Origin of the sequence: Micromonospora palomenae (assembly GCF_007829925.1) — a bacterium.
In the GTDB taxonomy this organism is placed as follows: domain Bacteria; phylum Actinomycetota; class Actinomycetes; order Mycobacteriales; family Micromonosporaceae; genus Micromonospora; species Micromonospora purpureochromogenes.
This window is the reverse complement of the sequence record NZ_VIXA01000002.1, coordinates 1399153-1414753: the sequence shown is the minus strand read 5'-3', so window position 1 is coordinate 1414753 and position 15601 is coordinate 1399153. Positions and strand designations below refer to the sequence as shown.

At 74.0% G+C, this 15601-nt stretch carries 9 protein-coding genes and 1 pseudogene; 3 read left to right on the top strand and 7 right to left on the bottom strand.

Translation table 11 applies throughout. From position 1 onward, the window contains the following. The first annotated feature begins 8 nt into the window (after positions 1 to 8). Positions 9 to 1079, top strand: coding sequence for a PHP domain-containing protein (locus FHX75_RS17725; protein WP_154941263.1), 1071 nt, complete (start codon positions 9 to 11; stop codon positions 1077 to 1079). On the opposite strand, the pseudogene FHX75_RS17720 reads toward FHX75_RS17725, so the two are convergent. After that, positions 962 to 2184: pseudogene (locus FHX75_RS17720) on the bottom strand (DMT family transporter); the annotation flags it as partial. The gene FHX75_RS17725 and the pseudogene FHX75_RS17720 sit on opposite strands and share 118 nt — an antisense overlap. 173 nt (positions 2185 to 2357) lie before the next feature. Here FHX75_RS17720 and FHX75_RS17715 point away from each other — a divergent pair. Continuing rightward, positions 2358 to 3026 (top strand): Uma2 family endonuclease, encoded by a 669-nt coding sequence (locus FHX75_RS17715; RefSeq protein ID WP_154941261.1) that lies wholly within the window; start codon positions 2358 to 2360, stop codon positions 3024 to 3026. Beyond that, the gene (locus tag FHX75_RS17710; RefSeq protein ID WP_154941260.1) at positions 3010 to 4680 is read left to right on the top strand and encodes a DUF885 domain-containing protein; all 1671 of its coding nucleotides are present in this window, start codon (positions 3010 to 3012) and stop codon (positions 4678 to 4680) included. Before FHX75_RS17715 ends, FHX75_RS17710 begins: the two co-directional genes overlap by 17 nt. Positions 4681 to 4742: 62 nt before the next feature. Here FHX75_RS17710 and FHX75_RS30845 read toward each other — a convergent pair whose 3' ends face one another. The 6 genes from FHX75_RS30845 to FHX75_RS17680 form a co-directional block, all read right to left on the bottom strand. After that, the gene (locus tag FHX75_RS30845) at positions 4743 to 6230 is read right to left on the bottom strand and encodes a DUF6114 domain-containing protein (protein ID WP_170285393.1); all 1488 of its coding nucleotides are present in this window, start codon (positions 6228 to 6230) and stop codon (positions 4743 to 4745) included. An 83-nt stretch (positions 6231 to 6313) separates the two neighbouring features. Next, positions 6314 to 6919 carry a DUF6230 family protein gene (locus FHX75_RS17700; RefSeq protein WP_154941259.1) on the bottom strand — a complete coding sequence of 202 codons (606 nt, stop codon included), beginning with the start codon at positions 6917 to 6919 and terminating at the stop codon, positions 6314 to 6316. A 396-nt stretch (positions 6920 to 7315) separates the two neighbouring features. Beyond that, entirely contained in the window at positions 7316 to 8497 is a 1182-nt protein-coding gene (gene pgfA / locus FHX75_RS17695) for a cell envelope lipid trafficking protein PgfA (RefSeq protein WP_154941258.1), read from the bottom strand. A 69-nt stretch (positions 8498 to 8566) separates the two neighbouring features. Then, positions 8567 to 9382 (bottom strand): class I SAM-dependent methyltransferase, encoded by an 816-nt coding sequence (locus FHX75_RS17690; RefSeq protein ID WP_154941257.1) that lies wholly within the window; start codon positions 9380 to 9382, stop codon positions 8567 to 8569. Then, a complete protein-coding gene (locus tag FHX75_RS17685) occupies positions 9379 to 13752 on the bottom strand; it encodes an alpha-(1->3)-arabinofuranosyltransferase (RefSeq protein WP_211364492.1) in 4374 nt (1457 codons plus the stop codon). Before FHX75_RS17685 ends, FHX75_RS17690 begins: the two co-directional genes overlap by 4 nt. Then, a complete protein-coding gene (locus tag FHX75_RS17680) occupies positions 13749 to 15410 on the bottom strand; it encodes a substrate-binding domain-containing protein (RefSeq protein ID WP_154941256.1) in 1662 nt (553 codons plus the stop codon). The genes FHX75_RS17685 and FHX75_RS17680 overlap by 4 nt, the downstream gene beginning before the upstream one ends. Positions 15411 to 15601 lie beyond the last annotated feature (191 nt).

The window sequence follows — 15601 nt, the reverse complement described above, 5'->3', positions numbered from 1 at the left end:
TGCAGGTCATGACCGCCCGGGATCCCATCGCCGACCTGCGCCGGATCGCGTTCCTGCTGGAACGGGCCAACGAGGCCACCTACCGGGTCCGGGCGTTCCGGTCGGCGGCGAAGGCCCTGGCCGAGCTGCCGGCGAAGGAGGTCGCCGAGCGCGCCCGCACCGGCAAGCTCACCGAGCTGACCGGGGTCGGTGACGTCACGGCCCGCTGCGTCGCCGAGTCGCTGGCCGGCGAGGAGCCGGTCTACCTGCGCCGGCTGGTCGCCACCGAGGGCACCGACCTGGACGCCGCGGCCGCCGCGCTGCGGACCGCGCTGCGCGGCGACTGCCACACCCACTCCGACTGGTCCGACGGCGGGTCGCCGATCGAGGAGATGGCGCTCGCGGCGGTCGAGCTGGGCCACGAGTACGTGGTGCTGACCGACCACTCGCCCCGGCTCAAGGTGGCCCGGGGCCTCACCGCGGACCGCCTGCGCAAGCAACTCGACCACGTCGCGGCGGTGAACGATGCCCTGCCCAAGGGCTTCCGCATCCTCACCGGCATCGAGGTGGACATCCTCGCCGACGGCTCGCTCGACCAGACCGACGAGCTGCTGGCCCGGCTGGACGTGGTGGTCGGCTCGGTGCACAGCGGGCTGAGCGACGAGCGGGCGAAGATGACCCGCCGGATGCTGGCCGCGATCGACAACCCGCACCTGGACATCCTCGGCCACTGCACCGGGCGGATGGTGTCGTCCCGCCCGGCCGGGGTGAAGGGTCCGGGTGACCGCGCGCACCGGCCGCGTACCCGGGGCGAGAGCGACTTCGACGCGGACGCGGTCTTCGCCGCGTGCGCCGAGCGCGGTGTGGCCGTCGAGATCAACTCCCGGCCGGAGCGGCAGGACCCGCCGAAGCGGCTGATCCGCCGGGCCCTGGAGGCCGGCTGCCGGTTCGCCATCAACACCGACGCGCACGCGCCGGGGCAGCTGGACTGGCAGCGGTTCGGCTGCGAGCGGGCGGCGCTCTGCGGCGTCCCCGCCGACCGGGTGGTCAACACCTGGCCGGCCGACCGCCTGCTCAAGTGGGCCCGCACCCGCCGCTGACCCCCGGCTGAGGGGCCGCGATGTCGCCGAAACGGCGGTGTCCGCGAGCCGGGAGACCGCCGTTTCGCCGTAATGGAGTGGATCAGTGTCGGACCGGCACGGCGCCAGGTCCGGGTCGGCGAGGTCAGCGGGCGGCGGGCTCCGCGGCGGGCACGGCGGGGATGCCGGTGACGGCCTCGGCGCGCGGGCGGCGCGGGCCGATCAGGCCCTGCGTCACCGCGACGCCGAGCAGCACGACCAGGGCGCCGACGGGCTGGTGCCAGTTCAGCCGCTCGTCGAGCACCACCGCGCCGATCAGCACCGCGAAGATCGGGATCAGGTAGGTCACCGTGGAGGCGGTGCTCGCGCCGGCCACCCGGATGTTGCGCAGGTTGATCACGAAGGCCAGCCCGGTGCCGAGCGCGCCGAGCGTGACCACGCTGCCCACCACCGGCGCCGACAGCTCGGTCGGTACGGGCGGCGCCCCGACCACCAGCGGACCGACCACCGCGAGCTGCGCCGTCGCCACCAGCAGCTGCGCCGCGGAGAGCGACAGCCCGGAGTACGAGCTGCCGGCGATGAACTTCTTCTGGTACGGAATGGCCACGCCGTAGCAGGCCGCCGCACCGAAGCACATCAGCTGGCCGGTGAAGTGCGAGCCGCCGACGCCCTCCCAGACGCCGAGCACCACCAGCACGCCGAGGAAGCCCAGCCCGAGCCCGACCGCCCGGCGCGTGGTCAGCCGCTCGGTGCGGAAGGCCAGCACCGCCAGCGGCAGCACGATGAGCGGCGTGGTGGCGTTCCAGATGCCGGCGAGCATCGACTCGACGCGCTGCTCGCCGTAGCCGAAGAGGGTGAACGGGAGCGCCACCCCGAACGCGGCGACCACGACCAGGTGCGCCCAGACCCGGGGCTCGCGCGGCAGCCGGTCGCGGAGCACGGCGAGCACCACCAGCAGGGTGAGCGCGCCGGTGGCCACCCGGTAGAGGGTGAGATGCAGCGGGTGCAGCTCCTCGATGCCGACCTTGATGAAGAGGAAGCTCGCACCCCAGATCGCGGCGAGCGCCAGGAAGCCGGGCAGCCAGCTGCGCAGCGGCGCCCGGTCAGGGGTCACATGGGTGGTCACCCCTGACACTCTGCCGCAGGGGTACGACGATGTCCCGCGAAATTCGGACGCCGTGTCGACCGCCACAGCGACCCCGCCACCGCGCGGTCGTCGAGCGGTCGAGCCGGTGCGGGATCCGTACAGGAACCCCGACGGCGCACCGTCGTTGATCAGCCGGGAGGGGTGAGGCGTTGATGCTGCTGACGCGCGGGTCGGATCCGGTGCTCGACCTCGACGGCGGGTGGACGGTGCAGCGCGCGGAACGCCACCTGCGGGTCGGTGAGCTGGCCGGCGCGCGGCACGAGTGCGTCGACGGTCGGCTGGTGGTCACCCCGTTCCCGCCGGCCACCGAGAGCATCGCGATGGCGAGCCTGGCCAGCGCCCTGGTGCCGGCGGCCGAGGCGGCCGGCCGGCACGTGCTCGGCCGGGTCAACCTGACCTTCTCGCCGACCTGCTGGATCCAGCCGGACGTCACCGTGCTGCACACCTTCCCCGCCACCGACGAGGAGGAACGGTGGGTGCCGGCGCAGCTCTGCGCCCTGGCCGTGGAGTTCGTCCGGCCCGGCGGACCCGCGCCGGACGGGGCGGACAAGTGGCGCCGCTGCGCCGAGGGCGGCGTGCCGTACTTCATGCGGGTGGAGATCGGCGGCCGGCTGCGCCGGGTGGCGGTGGAGCTGTTCGGCCTCGACGGCGACGGGCACTACGTGCGCACCGCGCGGGCGGTCGGCGGGCAGCGGCTGCGCGCCCGGTCGCCGTTCCCGATCGACGTCGACCCGGCGCGACTGCTGCCCCGAACACGCCAAACACGCTCGACATCAGGGCCGGTCGGTCACGTAGGGTCGCAGCGTGGGACGAATCGATGACCTCGCGAACCGCTACGTGGCCGACTGGGCCCCGCTGAGCCCGACCGGCGCCACCTACGTCGGCATCGCCGGCTACGACGACCAGCTCGACGACCTCTCCCCGGCCGGCTACGAGGCCCGGGCCGAGCTGACCCGGCGCACCCTCGCCGACCTCGACGTGACCGAGCCGGACACGGAGACCGAGCGGACGGCCAAGGAGGCCATGCAGGAACGCCTCGGCCTGGACCTCGCCCGGTACGACGCGGGTGAGGTGACCAGCGAGGTCAACGTGATCGCCAGCGGGCTGCACGAGATCCGCATGGTCTTCGACCTGATGCCGACCGAGGGCGAGGCCGCCCAGGCCAATGTCGCCGCCCGGCTCAACCGGTTCGCCACGACGCTGGAGGGCTACAAGACCACCCTGCGCGAGGCGGCCGCCGCCGGCCGGATCAGCTCGAAGGTGCAGCTGGTCGAGGTGGCCAAGCAGTGCGACGTCTGGACCGACCCGAACGGCGACAACTTCTTCCACGGCCTGGTGGAGCGGCTCGGCGCGGACGGCACCCTCGGCGCCGACCTGCGCCGGGGCGCCGCGGCCGCCACCGCCGCCACCGCCGAGTTCGGCCAGTTCCTCCGGACCGAGCTGGCCCCGCAGGGGCGGGACAAGCAGGCCGCCGGCCGGGAGCGGTACGAGCTGGCCTCCCAGTACTTCCTCGGCGCGAAGGTCGACCTCGACGAGACGTACGCCTGGGGTTTCGCGGAGCTGGCCCGGCTGGAGGCCGAGATGCGGACGCTGGCCGGGAGGATCGTCGGCCCGGGCGCGACCATCGACGAGGCGGTGGCGGCGCTCGACGCCGACCCGGCCCGGACCATCCAGGGCAAGGAGGCGTTCCGGGACTGGATGCAGGCGCTGGCCGACAAGGCCATCAGCGACCTGCACGGCACCCACTTCGACATCCCGGAGCAGGTCCGCCGGATCGAGTGCTGCCTGGCGCCGACCAGTGACGGGGCGATCTACTACACCGGGCCGAGCGAGGACTTCTCCCGCCCCGGGCGGATGTGGTGGGCGGTGCCGCAGGGCATCACCGACTTCTCCACCTGGCGAGAGGTGACCACCGTCTACCACGAGGGCGTGCCGGGGCACCACCTCCAGGTGGCGCAGACGGCGGTCCGGGCCGAGCTGCTCAACCGCTGGCAGCGGCTGCTCTGCTGGGTCTCCGGGCACGGCGAGGGCTGGGCGCTCTACTCCGAGCGGCTGATGGACGACCTGGGCTACCTGGAGGATCCGGGCGACAAGCTCGGCATGCTCGACGGGCAGGCCATGCGGGCGGCCCGCGTGATCGTCGACATCGGCATGCACCTGGAGCTGGAGATCCCGAAGGACAACCCGTTCGACTTCCACCCGGGCGAGCGCTGGACGCCGGAGCTGGGCTGGGAGTTCATGCGGGCGCACTGCCGGGTGCCGGACGAGAACCTGCGCTTCGAGCTCAACCGCTACCTGGGTTGGCCGGGGCAGGCGCCGTCGTACAAGGTGGGCGAGCGGATCTGGCTCCAGGCCCGCGAGGAGGCGAAGGCCCGCAAGGGCGCCGACTTCGACCTCAAGGAGTTCCACCGGCAGGCGCTCGACCTCGGCTCGCTGGGGCTCGACCCGCTGCGCAAGGCGCTGGCCCGCCTCTGAGTGCGGTGCCGGGGGCGGGCGGGACGACCCGCCCCCGGCCACCAGGGGTGGTGGGACGCAGGTCAGGGGAGACTGAGCTTCAGCGCCGGCCGGGCGGTCAGCGTGCGGCAGTCGACGAACGCCAGGTCGATCACCGGGTCGGTGAAGGTGACCGAGATCGGCAGGGTGACCGGGATGCCGTCCGGGAACGGCAGGTCCGGCGTCAGCGTGATCTTGATGCCGAGCAGCCGACCGACGAAGCGGGTGGCGTAGAACGCCACGTCGCCCTGCACGGTGAGCCGGTCGGTGACGTACTGCTGGTTGCGCCCCGCCGGGCCGTCCGCCACCAGCTTGAAGTCGTCGGTGACCGCCTTGCTCATGCTGAACTTCAGCGCCTTGAGCGTGCCGTTCGCGGTCGGCAGGTCGACGATCCCCTCGAACCGCAACGAGCTCATGGTGACCGAGGAACCGGTCAACTTGGACGGCCGCTGGGCCACCTTCGGCTGCCCCGGCTCGGGGGCGATCCGCGGCAGCAGCTTGCCGGGCTCGACCTGGCCGGGCCGGCTCGGCCGACTCGGCCGGCTCGGCGCGCAGCCGGTGCGGCTCGACGTCCGACCGGTGGGGGTCGGCCTGGCGGTCGGCGCGGCCGCCTTCGCGCTCGGTGTCGGGCTGGCCGAGGGGCTGGCGCTCGGCTCCTCGCGCCCGCTTCCGGTGAAGAGGTCGCCGATCCCGCGCAGGATGTCGCCGAGCACCCCGCCGTCGCGGGTGGGGGTCGGCGACGGGCTCGGGCTGGCCGACGGCGTGGCGGCCGGCGCGCTCCGGCCGGGGGTGGCGGAGGGGGTGGCGGCCGGCACGGACGGGCAGGTGGTGGTCGCGGCCGGAGCGGGGACCGCCGGGGCGGCCTGCACCGGCGACGGGCGGGTGGCGACCAGCCCGGCGGCGGAGAGGCCGAGCACCACCAGCGCCACGGCGAGGTAGCGCGGGTCGCGGGGCCCGGCCGGCGGGGCGTCGTAGCCGGCGGGAGCCGGGGCGGGCCGCTCCTGCTCGTACGCCGGCGCGTCGCCGCGCTGGTGGGGCAGGGTCGGGAGCAACTCGTCCGCCAGCGTGGGGTCGTCGGATCCGGCGGTGTCCCGGTCCTCGGCACCCGGGGCGTCCACCGCCGTGGCGGGGGCGTCGGTCGACTTCAGCGGCGTCCAGGCGAAGCCGAGGGCGCTGCCCACCATGCCGAGCAGCAGGCCGACGAAGAACCCGCCGAGGTTGAGACCCATCAGCGAGTAGATCGTGGTGACCGCGGCGACGATCGAGTAGAAGAGCCGCTGCCCCGGGCTGAACCAGAGCAGCAACCCGCAGGTGAGCAGGATGACGGGGATCAGCAGCGAGTAGAGCCCGGTGGCTCCGGAGTGGAAGCTCAGGCCGTTGAGCGTCATCCGGGTGGAGGCGAACATCTCCACCCCGGCCAGCGCGGTGAACAGGCCGCCCCAGAACGGCCGGGTCCGCCGCCAGCGGCGGAACCCCCGCCAGGCCCGGCCGAGGCCACCGGCGCGGACGTGTTGCGGATCGGCGGTTGTCACGTACTCCTCCTCCTGGCGGAGCGGGGGAACGAGGGACAGGGACGTGGCCCGCGGCGCGTGCCCGCCGTGGGCCACGCTTCAGCTCAGAAGCATTCCTTGCCCTTGGCGGCGTCCCCGACGTTGACCTTCAGCCGGAGACCGGTCAGGTTGAAGGTGGCCGCCGTGGTGTAGCGGGACACCTGCTTCAGGCCGGTGATGGTGACGTGCTGGGCGTCCTGGCCGAACGAGCCGGCCCGCGCCGACGCGTTCAGGTCGGTGGCGTCGCGGCCGATCCTGATGTTGGTGAACGTCGCGTTGCCGTCCAGGCTGTCCATCGCGATCAGCATGTCCTTGGCGGTCGCCGGCTTGTCGTCACCGGCGTTGATGGTGAGGACCACCGGCAGGCCGGGCAGGTCGGCCCGGACCGACTGGCAGAGCTTGTACAGCTCGGCGCGGCTGATCTCGGAGAGGGCGACGGGGTGGACCTTGCCGTCCTTCTCCTTGACGATGCCGCCGTACTGCGTGAAGCCGTCGCCCTCCAGGCGCTCAGCACCGATCTTGAAGGTCTGGCCGGAGACGGTGATGTCGGACGCGATGGCGCCGGACTGCATGCCGAACAGGACAGCGCCGGCGGCGGCCGCCGCGGGCACCATCATCGCGGCGAAACGCCGCCACCGGGTACGTCCCGGGTTCTCGATCCGATCCTGCACGGGTTCCTCCTGGATGAGGGGCGGTGCTCTTCGGGGTGGTGTGCCGGTCGGTGGACGGGGGGCGTTGCGGGCCGGGCCGTGTCACCTGTTACCGGCGGGTAACGAACGTGCGCATGATGGTGCACCCGCTGAGGCGTGGGTCACAAGACCCCACCTACGGTCCCGTAACTTGTGGACCACCCGGTGATCGACTGCCGTCACCGACGGTGGAACGACACCCCGGATCCACGTTCGGATCAACCTTCCAAAAAGGGCATTCCGACGCCAGGCCAGTGACTCAGCGCAGTCAAACCATCGACAAGTTACGATTAAGTAACAAGTGCTGAGCGTGACGACGCGAACGCGAAAAGAGGGCGGGTCGACGAATCGACCCGCCCTCTTCGGATTGCTACCGCGTCAGTGCTTCTCCCGCTCGTCCGACGCCGGCCGCTGGGTCGGCACCGTCGGCTCGTCGTCCGCGCGCCAGTTCGTCGACGCGGGCGGGATCTCGTCGCTCAGCGGGCCGCCCTCGCGGTCCACGGCGGGCTGCTCGGCGGTCGGCCGCTCCTCGTCCACGACCGGCTCGTCGTACCGGGTCGGGGCCGGCGGGACGTCCGCGCGGTGCCGCGCCTCGCCGGCCGTGACGACAGCACCCTGGCGGGCCACCAGCAGGCCGCCGATCATCAGCACCAGACCCAGCACGGCCAAGCCCACCGGGACGTAGACGCTGATCAGCTGGAGGCTGTTCCGGCTCTCCTTGGCCCGGTCGGCCGAGGCGGTGATGGTCGCGTCGTTGTACGTGAAGTCGGCGTCCAGCAGCGTCGTTGGCGCGCCGACGTTCGGCGTGAGGACCTTCTTCTGCACCTCGCGCACCTTGATGTACGACCCGGTCACCGGGTCCACCCACACGGTGCGCTGGTTGCTGTAGACGAGCTTGGCGTCGGTCGCGCCCGGGGCGAAGGTGGCCAGCAGCGCGGTGAGCCGGCTCGGGTCGAGGTTCAGCGGCTCGTCGGTGATCACCTGCTCGAACCGGTACGTCTCGATGCCCTTGATGTTCTCCGTACCGGAGAACTTGGCGTCGCGGACCTGGCGCATGTCCCGGTCGAAGATCTTGTAGTCCCGCTTCTCGGTGTTGAAGGGGAACTTGTAGATCTGGCCGGCGAACTGGACCCCGGTGTCGCGCTGGCCGGTGTCGTCGAGCCACTGGCCCTGCCACTTCAGCGCCTCGCCGGAGACCCGGTCCATGGCGAGCTTGGCGCCGTACGCGCTGACCAGTTCCTTGTTGTCGACCCGGTCGACGGTCTGACCGACCTGCCACACCACGGCCTTGCCGTCGAGGTCGCCGCCCAGCTTCGCGGTCTCGTCCTTGAGCTGGTTGACCCGGACGGTCGACCTGAGGTCACCATTGTTGATCTTGATGGACCCGTTGTTGATCTGCAGGAACGTCGCACCGGAGGCTTCCGCCACCGACGTCGCTGCCTTCAGGTCGTAGGGGAGCTTGGTCAGCGCGGGGGTCACGACGAACACCAGCCCGGCGGCCAGCGCCAGGAGCAGTACGCCGACCCCGAACAGCACGGCACCGATGGCGCGGTGCTTCATGTTTCCTCCCTGGAGGAGCTCAATTTCGTCGTTGTCGATCAGTGGGATGGCCGCGAGGTTACTACCTGGTCACATCTGGACGCGACCCCCGGTCAGCCCAACTTTTTCCGCCTGCCCGGCAACCTCCGGCCGTTCACCGGTCCGGCGCAGCACGAGCAGGAAGTTCCACGAGCCGATCTCCCGCGCCCCGGGAACCCGGACGATCCACCGGCCCCACCAGGGGTGATAGCGCGGTAGCGCGTCCAGCACCTCGACCTCCGGATTGCCCCGGGCCCAGCGCAGCGCGTCGGCGATCGAGACCGGGAAGAGCGTTTCCCGGAACCGGTTCTTCGGCGGGCGTCCGTTGCGCCGCTCGTACCGCCGCCGGGCCCGCTGCCCGCCCAGGTAGTGCCAGGGCGCGGTCTCGTGCCCGCCCCACGGGGAGAGCCACGGGGTGAACGAGACGAACAGGACGCCACCGGGCTTCGTCACCCGGGCCATCTCGTCGAGCATCCGGTGCGGCTCCGAGACGTGTTCGAGCACGTTCGACGAGAAGCAGACGTCGACGCTGCCGCTGCGCACCGGCAGCGCGGTGCCGCTGCCGCGCAGCATCCCGGCCGAGGACTCGGCCGCGGAGAAGTCACCGACGTCCGGGTCGAGGCCCACGTAGCGGGCGCCGGCGGCGCGGAACGCCTGCGCGAAGTAGCCCGGCCCGCCGCCCACGTCGAGCACCGTCCGCCCGGACAGGCCGGTGTAGCCGGAGACCTGGCGTACCGAGTCGTCGGCCAGCAGGCCGTAGAAGTGGTCCGGGTCGGTCTGCTCGACCAGGAAGGCCCGGAACAGGGCCACCGAACGACCCAGCGTGGCGAACCGGCGGCGGGCTGCCGGTCCCTGTTCAACGGTCATCGCACTACCGTCCCGTCCTCGTCCTCACCGGCGGTCGGCCGGTCACCGTCCGCCGGAACTGTCGCACCCGCCCCGTCATCGCCCGTCGCCGACCCACCCGGCGTCCCACCGCGCACGTCCGGGTCGGTCGGTGCCGGCGGCCCGGGGGTCGCCGGGACCGCGCCCGGGACCGGGACCACCGCCGCGACCACCGCGCCGATCGCCACCAGCATCGCCGCCTGCACCCACGTCCCGTACGCCCACTCCTGGCCGTGCCCGCGCAGCCGGCCGGCGACCGCGACCACCGTGGCCACGGTCAGGCCGCCGAAGACCACCACCGGCAGCGCCCGGCGGGCGAGCTGGCGCAGCAGCATCGCCGCGAGCACGATCGCCACCGGCAGCACCCCGCCGAGGGCGGCGAGCAGCACCACCAGCAGCGTCCCGACGAACCAGGGCGCGCTCTCGGCGGGCAGCGAGGATGCGTCCTCCGGCCGCCGCCGGGCCGGCCAGGCGGCGAGCAGCAGCACGCCGAGCGCGGTCAGCGCGCCCACCGCCAGACCGCCCCGGTAGGCCCGGTCGGGGGCGAACTCCAGCCGCACCTCGCCGCCGGCTCCCGCCGGCAGCACCCAGGCCTGCTGCCACCCGTCGACCCGGGTGGCCGGCAACTCCCGTCCGTCCAGGGTGGCCGTCCACCCGGCGTTCGCGTTCTCGGGTACGACCAGCAGCGCGCTCTCCCCGGCGGCGACCCGGACCCGGCGCTGCGTCGGCGCCCAGTCGAGCACCGACACGTCGCGGTGCCGGGGCGCGGCGACCGCCGGGCCGGCCGGCCGCAGGGTCACGTCCTGCACCACGTAGCCGCGCGACGGCGAGCTGGCCAACCGGTGGCCGCCGGCCGGCAGGTCGGTCACCGCGCCGGTCTCCCCGCAGAGGGTGACCGGCATCGGCCGCCCGGCGACGACGTCGCCGAGGGTGCCGGTGACCGCGGTGTCGTACCGGAAGCCGTCGAGTTCCACGGCGGGGCCGGTGCCGCACGGGGCGGAGATCCGGGTGCCGGCGGGCAGCGGCCGGATCGTCAGCCCGGGGATCTCCACCTCGGCGATGCCGGCCGTCGCGGTCCAGCCGTTGCCGCGCCGGTCCGCCACCCGGTCGGTGGCCTCCCGCACGACGATCTCCACCCGGTCGGTCCGCACCGCGGCGAAGCGGACGAGCCCGTCCGGGGCGACCGGCACGAGCTGGGTACGGCCGCCGGCGCGCACCTCGACCCGGGTGGGCGGCGAGCCGATCGGCAGGTCGGCCGGGCGCAGCCGGAGCCGGTCGATCCGGCGTTGCCCCTGCCAGCGCAGGGTGAGGGTCGGTCGCAGGTCGCCGGTGCCGGCGAGCCAGGCGGTGCCCGGGTCCCCGTCGACCGCCGCGTACGGGGCCACGGACGGGTCGCCGGCCAGGTACGACGAGGCGCCGGCGGTCACCGACGCCCCGGCCAGCGTCACCGCGCCACCGGGGCGGGCCACCGCGGTGACCGTCAGCCGGTAGGTGCCCGCCGTGCTGCTGCGGAACACCCGATCCACCCCGAGCGGCTCCTCGCCGACCCGGGCCAGGAAGCGGTCACAGCGCACCACGGTGCCGGCCGGCCGGACGCCGGTCGTGGCCCGCGTGACCGGCACGACCTCGGAGTCCGCCGGCACGGCGTCGGAGCCGGCCGGGACCGCGCGGGGGTCGCCCTCGGGCGCGTCGGCGGGGAAGCACGCCGGCCGGTCGCCGGCACCCCGGCTGAACGACCAGGAGACCGGCCCGGTGCCGGTGCCCGGCAGGTCGGTCGGCACGCGCAGCGCCCGGTGGGGTGTGACGTCGGGGACGCTGAGTTCCCGGATGCCCACCCCGCCGTCGAGCCGGTTGTCGGCCACCGCCAGCACGGTGATCCGGATGGTGCTGGTGGCTCCGGGCAGGGTGTAGTACGTCTGCGCGCCGAGGCCGGCGGCGACGTCGTGGTCGACCGACCCCCGGTCGGTGCTGATCCGGAACCGGGTCACCGGCCAGCCGACCCCGAGGTCGTCGACGAACGCCAGCGAGACCTGCTGGACCTCGCGCGGGGTGTCCAGGTCGAGCTGGAGCCACTGCCCCACCGGCCCGGCCAGGGCCGCGGAGTGCCAGGCGGTGCCGGCGTCGCCGTCGACGGCGGCGAACGGCAGGTGCGACGGGTCGGCCGGGGTCAGGTTGTCCACGAAGCTGGCCGCCGTGGAGGCGCTGACCTCGCGCAGTCCCTGGTAGGTGGCGACCGTCTGGTGCCGGCGGCCACCGAAGGGCAGCAGGTCGAGGGCCACCCGCCCCTGCCGGCCCGACTCGGCGGCGGTCATGGTCTGGCTGAGGTTGTCCCGTACCCGGCCGATGTCCCGTTCCCGGCGGCGCAGGCCGTCGGTGACGATCCACTCTTCGCCGGTGGCGCCCACGTCGGCGTCGGGCCGGTCCCCGGCCAGCACCACCGGCCGGTCCCGCTCCACCACCCGCTGCTCGAGCAGCGGCAGCAGCGACTCGGGGCCGCCGCTGACCGTGGGCACGTCGGCGGTGAGCACCGCCGAGGCGGCCGGCACCGGGCGCTCCACCTCGAACACCTCGACGGCGGGCAGCGGGCCGGCGTCGTCGTCGACCGGGCTGCCGGCGGCCCGGCCGACCGCGTCGGTGCTGCCGAAGGTGGCCACCCGGGTGATCCCCGGCGACCCGGCGAGCGCCCGGCGCAGCACCGCCACCGGCGGGGCGTCGATCTGCGTACGGTCGATGTCGTTGCGCAGCAGCAGGTGCCGGAAGCCCGAGCGGGCCAGGAAGTCGGCCAGCCCGGCCGAGCCGCGCCCACCGGCCAGCACCGTCTCGACGGTGTCCATCATCCGGATGTTGCCGATCGAGCCGAGCGGGATCTGGTGGCGCACCGCCCAGGGCGCCCCGGCCAACGACTGCAACGGCTCGTCGATGGTGCGACCCCAGTCGTACTGGCCGAAGCCGGAGCCGGGCACCACCAGCGTGCGGGCCAGCGCGTCCCGGTCGGCGAGCCAGGTGGCCGCGGCCCGCCAGTGCGGCGGCAGGTCGGACCAACCGGGGCCGGGGCGCAGCAGCCCGGTCCAGGCCGGCGCGGCCGCGCCCAGGACCAGGGCGAGGACCGGTACGAACACCACCGGGCGCAGCCGCAGCCCTGGCCGGCGGCGACGGGCGGCGGTGTGCAGCCGGGTGATCCAGGCGTCGACGCCGTGCGCGAAGCCGAGCATCAGCGGCAGCCGCAGCACCGGTTCCAGCTTGTGCACGTTGCGGAACGGCGCCAGCGGGCCGTCCAGCAGGTCGCGGACCTGCTCGGAGAGGGGGCTGTCCAGGCTGCCGACGTAGCCCATGGTGAGCAGGGTCAGCCCGGCCAGGAAGCCGAGCACCAGGAACCGCCGCTCGGGCAGCAGGTTGCCGGCCAGCCCGGCCAGGCCGACCAGCGCCACCACCGCGGTGAGCGCCATCAGCGCCGGGTGGTCGATCAGCAGCCAGCCCGCCGGCCACCACGGGTCGCCCTGGACGATGTACGCCACCCACTGGTTGGTGCCGCGTACCGCCTGGAACAGCGAGGCGACGGCGGTGGTCGTGGTGGACGACTCGATGTAGTCGAGGAACGGCAGGCTGTACTGGCCGAGCAGCAGCAGCGGCACGATCCACCAGAGGCAGACCCCGACGACGCAGACGCACCACCAACCGACCAGCCGCAGGTGGGCGGCGTCCCAGCGGCGGGTGAGCAGCCACACCCCGGGCAGTACCAGGGCCAGCAGCACCACGGCGGCGTTGATGCCGCCCATGCCGAGCACGGCCAGCGCGGAGAGCGCGGCGGCCCGGCGCGGCGAGCCGATCCGCTTCACCTGGACCAGCGGCAGCAGCACCCAGGGCAGCATCGCCGCGGAGAGGACCTCCGAGGAGAGCGCGCCGATCTCGGTGAGCATCCGGGGCGCCAGCGCGTAGCCGAGCGCGGCGGCGTACCGGGTCGGTTCGGTGCCGATGGCGAAGGCGCGGGCCAACCGCAGCAGGCCGTAGAAGGCGGCGCAGAAGAGCACCGCGCACCAGAGCCGCTGTGTGATCCACGGCGGCATGCCGAGCAGCTGCCCGGCGCCGAAGAACGGCCCCATCGGGAACAGGTAGCCGTACGCCTGGTTCTGGAGTTCGCCGGAGGTGGCCTCCGGGTTCCACAGGTGCAGCGCCCGGGCCATGAAGTGCAGCGGGTTCGCCGCCAGGTCGAGCTTGGTGTCGAAGGTGACCTGGCCGGGGCGCTGCGCGAACGCCAGCACGGTGAGCAGCAGCAGGCTGAGCGCGGTGGCGGGGGCCTCGCGGACGGGCCGGACGATCCGGTCCAGCACCCGCCGCGCCGGGGCCGCGGTCACCGGCGGCACTCCGGGGGCAGGCAGCTCAGCTTGGCCAGGGCGGTGAAGAAGATCTGCCGCATCCCCTTCGGCTGGTCGGTGCGGTAGACCTGCCCGCCGGTGACCTTGGCGATCGCGTTCAGCTCGTCCGGGTCGACGTCCGGGCCGAGGCCGACGAAGACGATCGGCAACGGCTTGCGCGGGTCCTGCATGGCGGCCAGCTCGGCGAGGAACTTCTTCCGGTCGATGCCCTCGGCGTCCTCGTTGCGCCCGTCGGTCATCACCAGCACCAGGTTGATCCGGCCCGGGGTCCAGTGCCGCCGGGCCTCCCGGTAGGCCGCCAGGGTGGAGTCGTACAGGCCGGTGCCGCCCTGAGGCTTGACCTTCACCTCGGCCAGCCGCTGCGCCAGCGCGGCCCGCTGCGCGCGCAGCGGCCGGACCGGCAGGATCTCCCGGTAGTCCCGTTCGCCGTCGACCTTGGTGGAGAAGACCCAGATCCCGAGCTCGCTGTTGTCCAGCAGCAGCCCGGCGCCCTCGCGGGCGGCGCCCAGGGTGACGTCGAGCCGGGTGCCGCCGCCGGGCACCCGGGCGGCCATCGAGCCGGAGATGTCCAGCACGGTGAGGATCCGGGCGCTGCGCTGCACGCCGCTCCACCCGGTCAGCATCTCGGTGACCGTCTCCTCGGCGGGCAGCGCCACCGGTTCGCGGACCGCCGGGTCGAGGCGACGGTCGCGCGGCATCGCCGGCGGGTAGCCGGCGGCGGTGCGGAAGCCGTACCCGGTCAGCACCTCGCGGGAGGCGCTGGTCAGCAGGTCGCTGAGGAAGCCGGCGGCGGCGTCCCGCACGGCGTCGCGCGCGGCGGGCAGCACGGCGTACGGCAGGTCGAGCGAGGGCACCGCCACCTCCGGGTACGCGGCGACCAGCTTGTCGGCGCCGGCCAGCGCGTTGTGCCCGAGCACCGCCTGTTCGGTGGTGGCGACCGCGTCGGAGCGGCCGGGCAGCCCGGCGCCCGGCGGCAGCGCGGCCGGCGTACCGGTGGGGCTGAACGTGCGCCCGGCGAGCCGGCGCAGCGTCGCGGCCACCACCGCGCGCGGATCGCGCTCCCCGACGGCGAGCCCCCGGACGCCGAGCAGGGCAGCCACCCCGGCCGGGTCGGCGGCCGGGTCGGGAAGCCCGACCGTGCCGGCGCGGGCCCGGGGGCCGATCAGCGGCGCCCAGGTCAGCGGCTTGGCCGGCCAGCCCGACCGGCGGGCCGCCGGCTCGGTCACCGCGAGCACCACCGGGGTGCTCGCCACCGACGTGCCCTGCCCGGGCACCTCGAAGGCGCCGGCGGCACGGGCCCGCCGCAGCCAGAACGTCGACTCGGGCAGCCAAGCGTCGGCCACCTCGGCGCCACCGGCCAGCTCGGCGGCGACGGCGTCGGACTCCCGGGACTCCACGGCGATCGACACGCAGGGCTGCCGGCCGACCGAGGCGCGGGCGATCCGGTCCACCGCCGGGGCGACCACCGGGGCGGCGGCCACCCGCAGCCGCACCCGCTCCGCGCACTCCGGCGTCACCCGCTCGTCACGCAGCCAGACGTACCCGGCCCAGCCGACCAGCAGCAGCACCAGGGCCGCGCTGAGCAGCACCACCGGGGAACGGCGGGCGAGCAACCGCGCCGGAACGTCGCCCACCACGGCTGCCTCCCCTACTCGTCCTCGCCCGTCCGCCGGCACGCTGCCGCAGGTCACGGGTATCGCGGACGGCCTCGACCGGTGTGCTCACCGACCCCGCGTCGTGCCGCGCTGACACACCCTGCCAAGGTTTCGGGTCCCCGGCAAACCCCCGGTCGACGAGCTGTTATCCGATCGTCGCTGCCGGTCCGACC

What these genes read in the sequence shown, in the direction of transcription:
- FHX75_RS17725 (WP_154941263.1), top strand. Translation starts at nt 9, where the DNA reads ATGACCGCCCGGGATCCCATCGCCGACCTGCGCCGGATCGCGTTCCTG.
- FHX75_RS17715 (WP_154941261.1), top strand. Translation starts at nt 2,358, where the DNA reads ATGCTGCTGACGCGCGGGTCGGATCCGGTGCTCGACCTCGACGGCGGG.
- pgfA (WP_154941258.1), bottom strand. Translation starts at nt 8,497, where the DNA reads ATGAAGCACCGCGCCATCGGTGCCGTGCTGTTCGGGGTCGGCGTACTG.
- FHX75_RS17690 (WP_154941257.1), bottom strand. Translation starts at nt 9,382, where the DNA reads ATGACCGTTGAACAGGGACCGGCAGCCCGCCGCCGGTTCGCCACGCTG.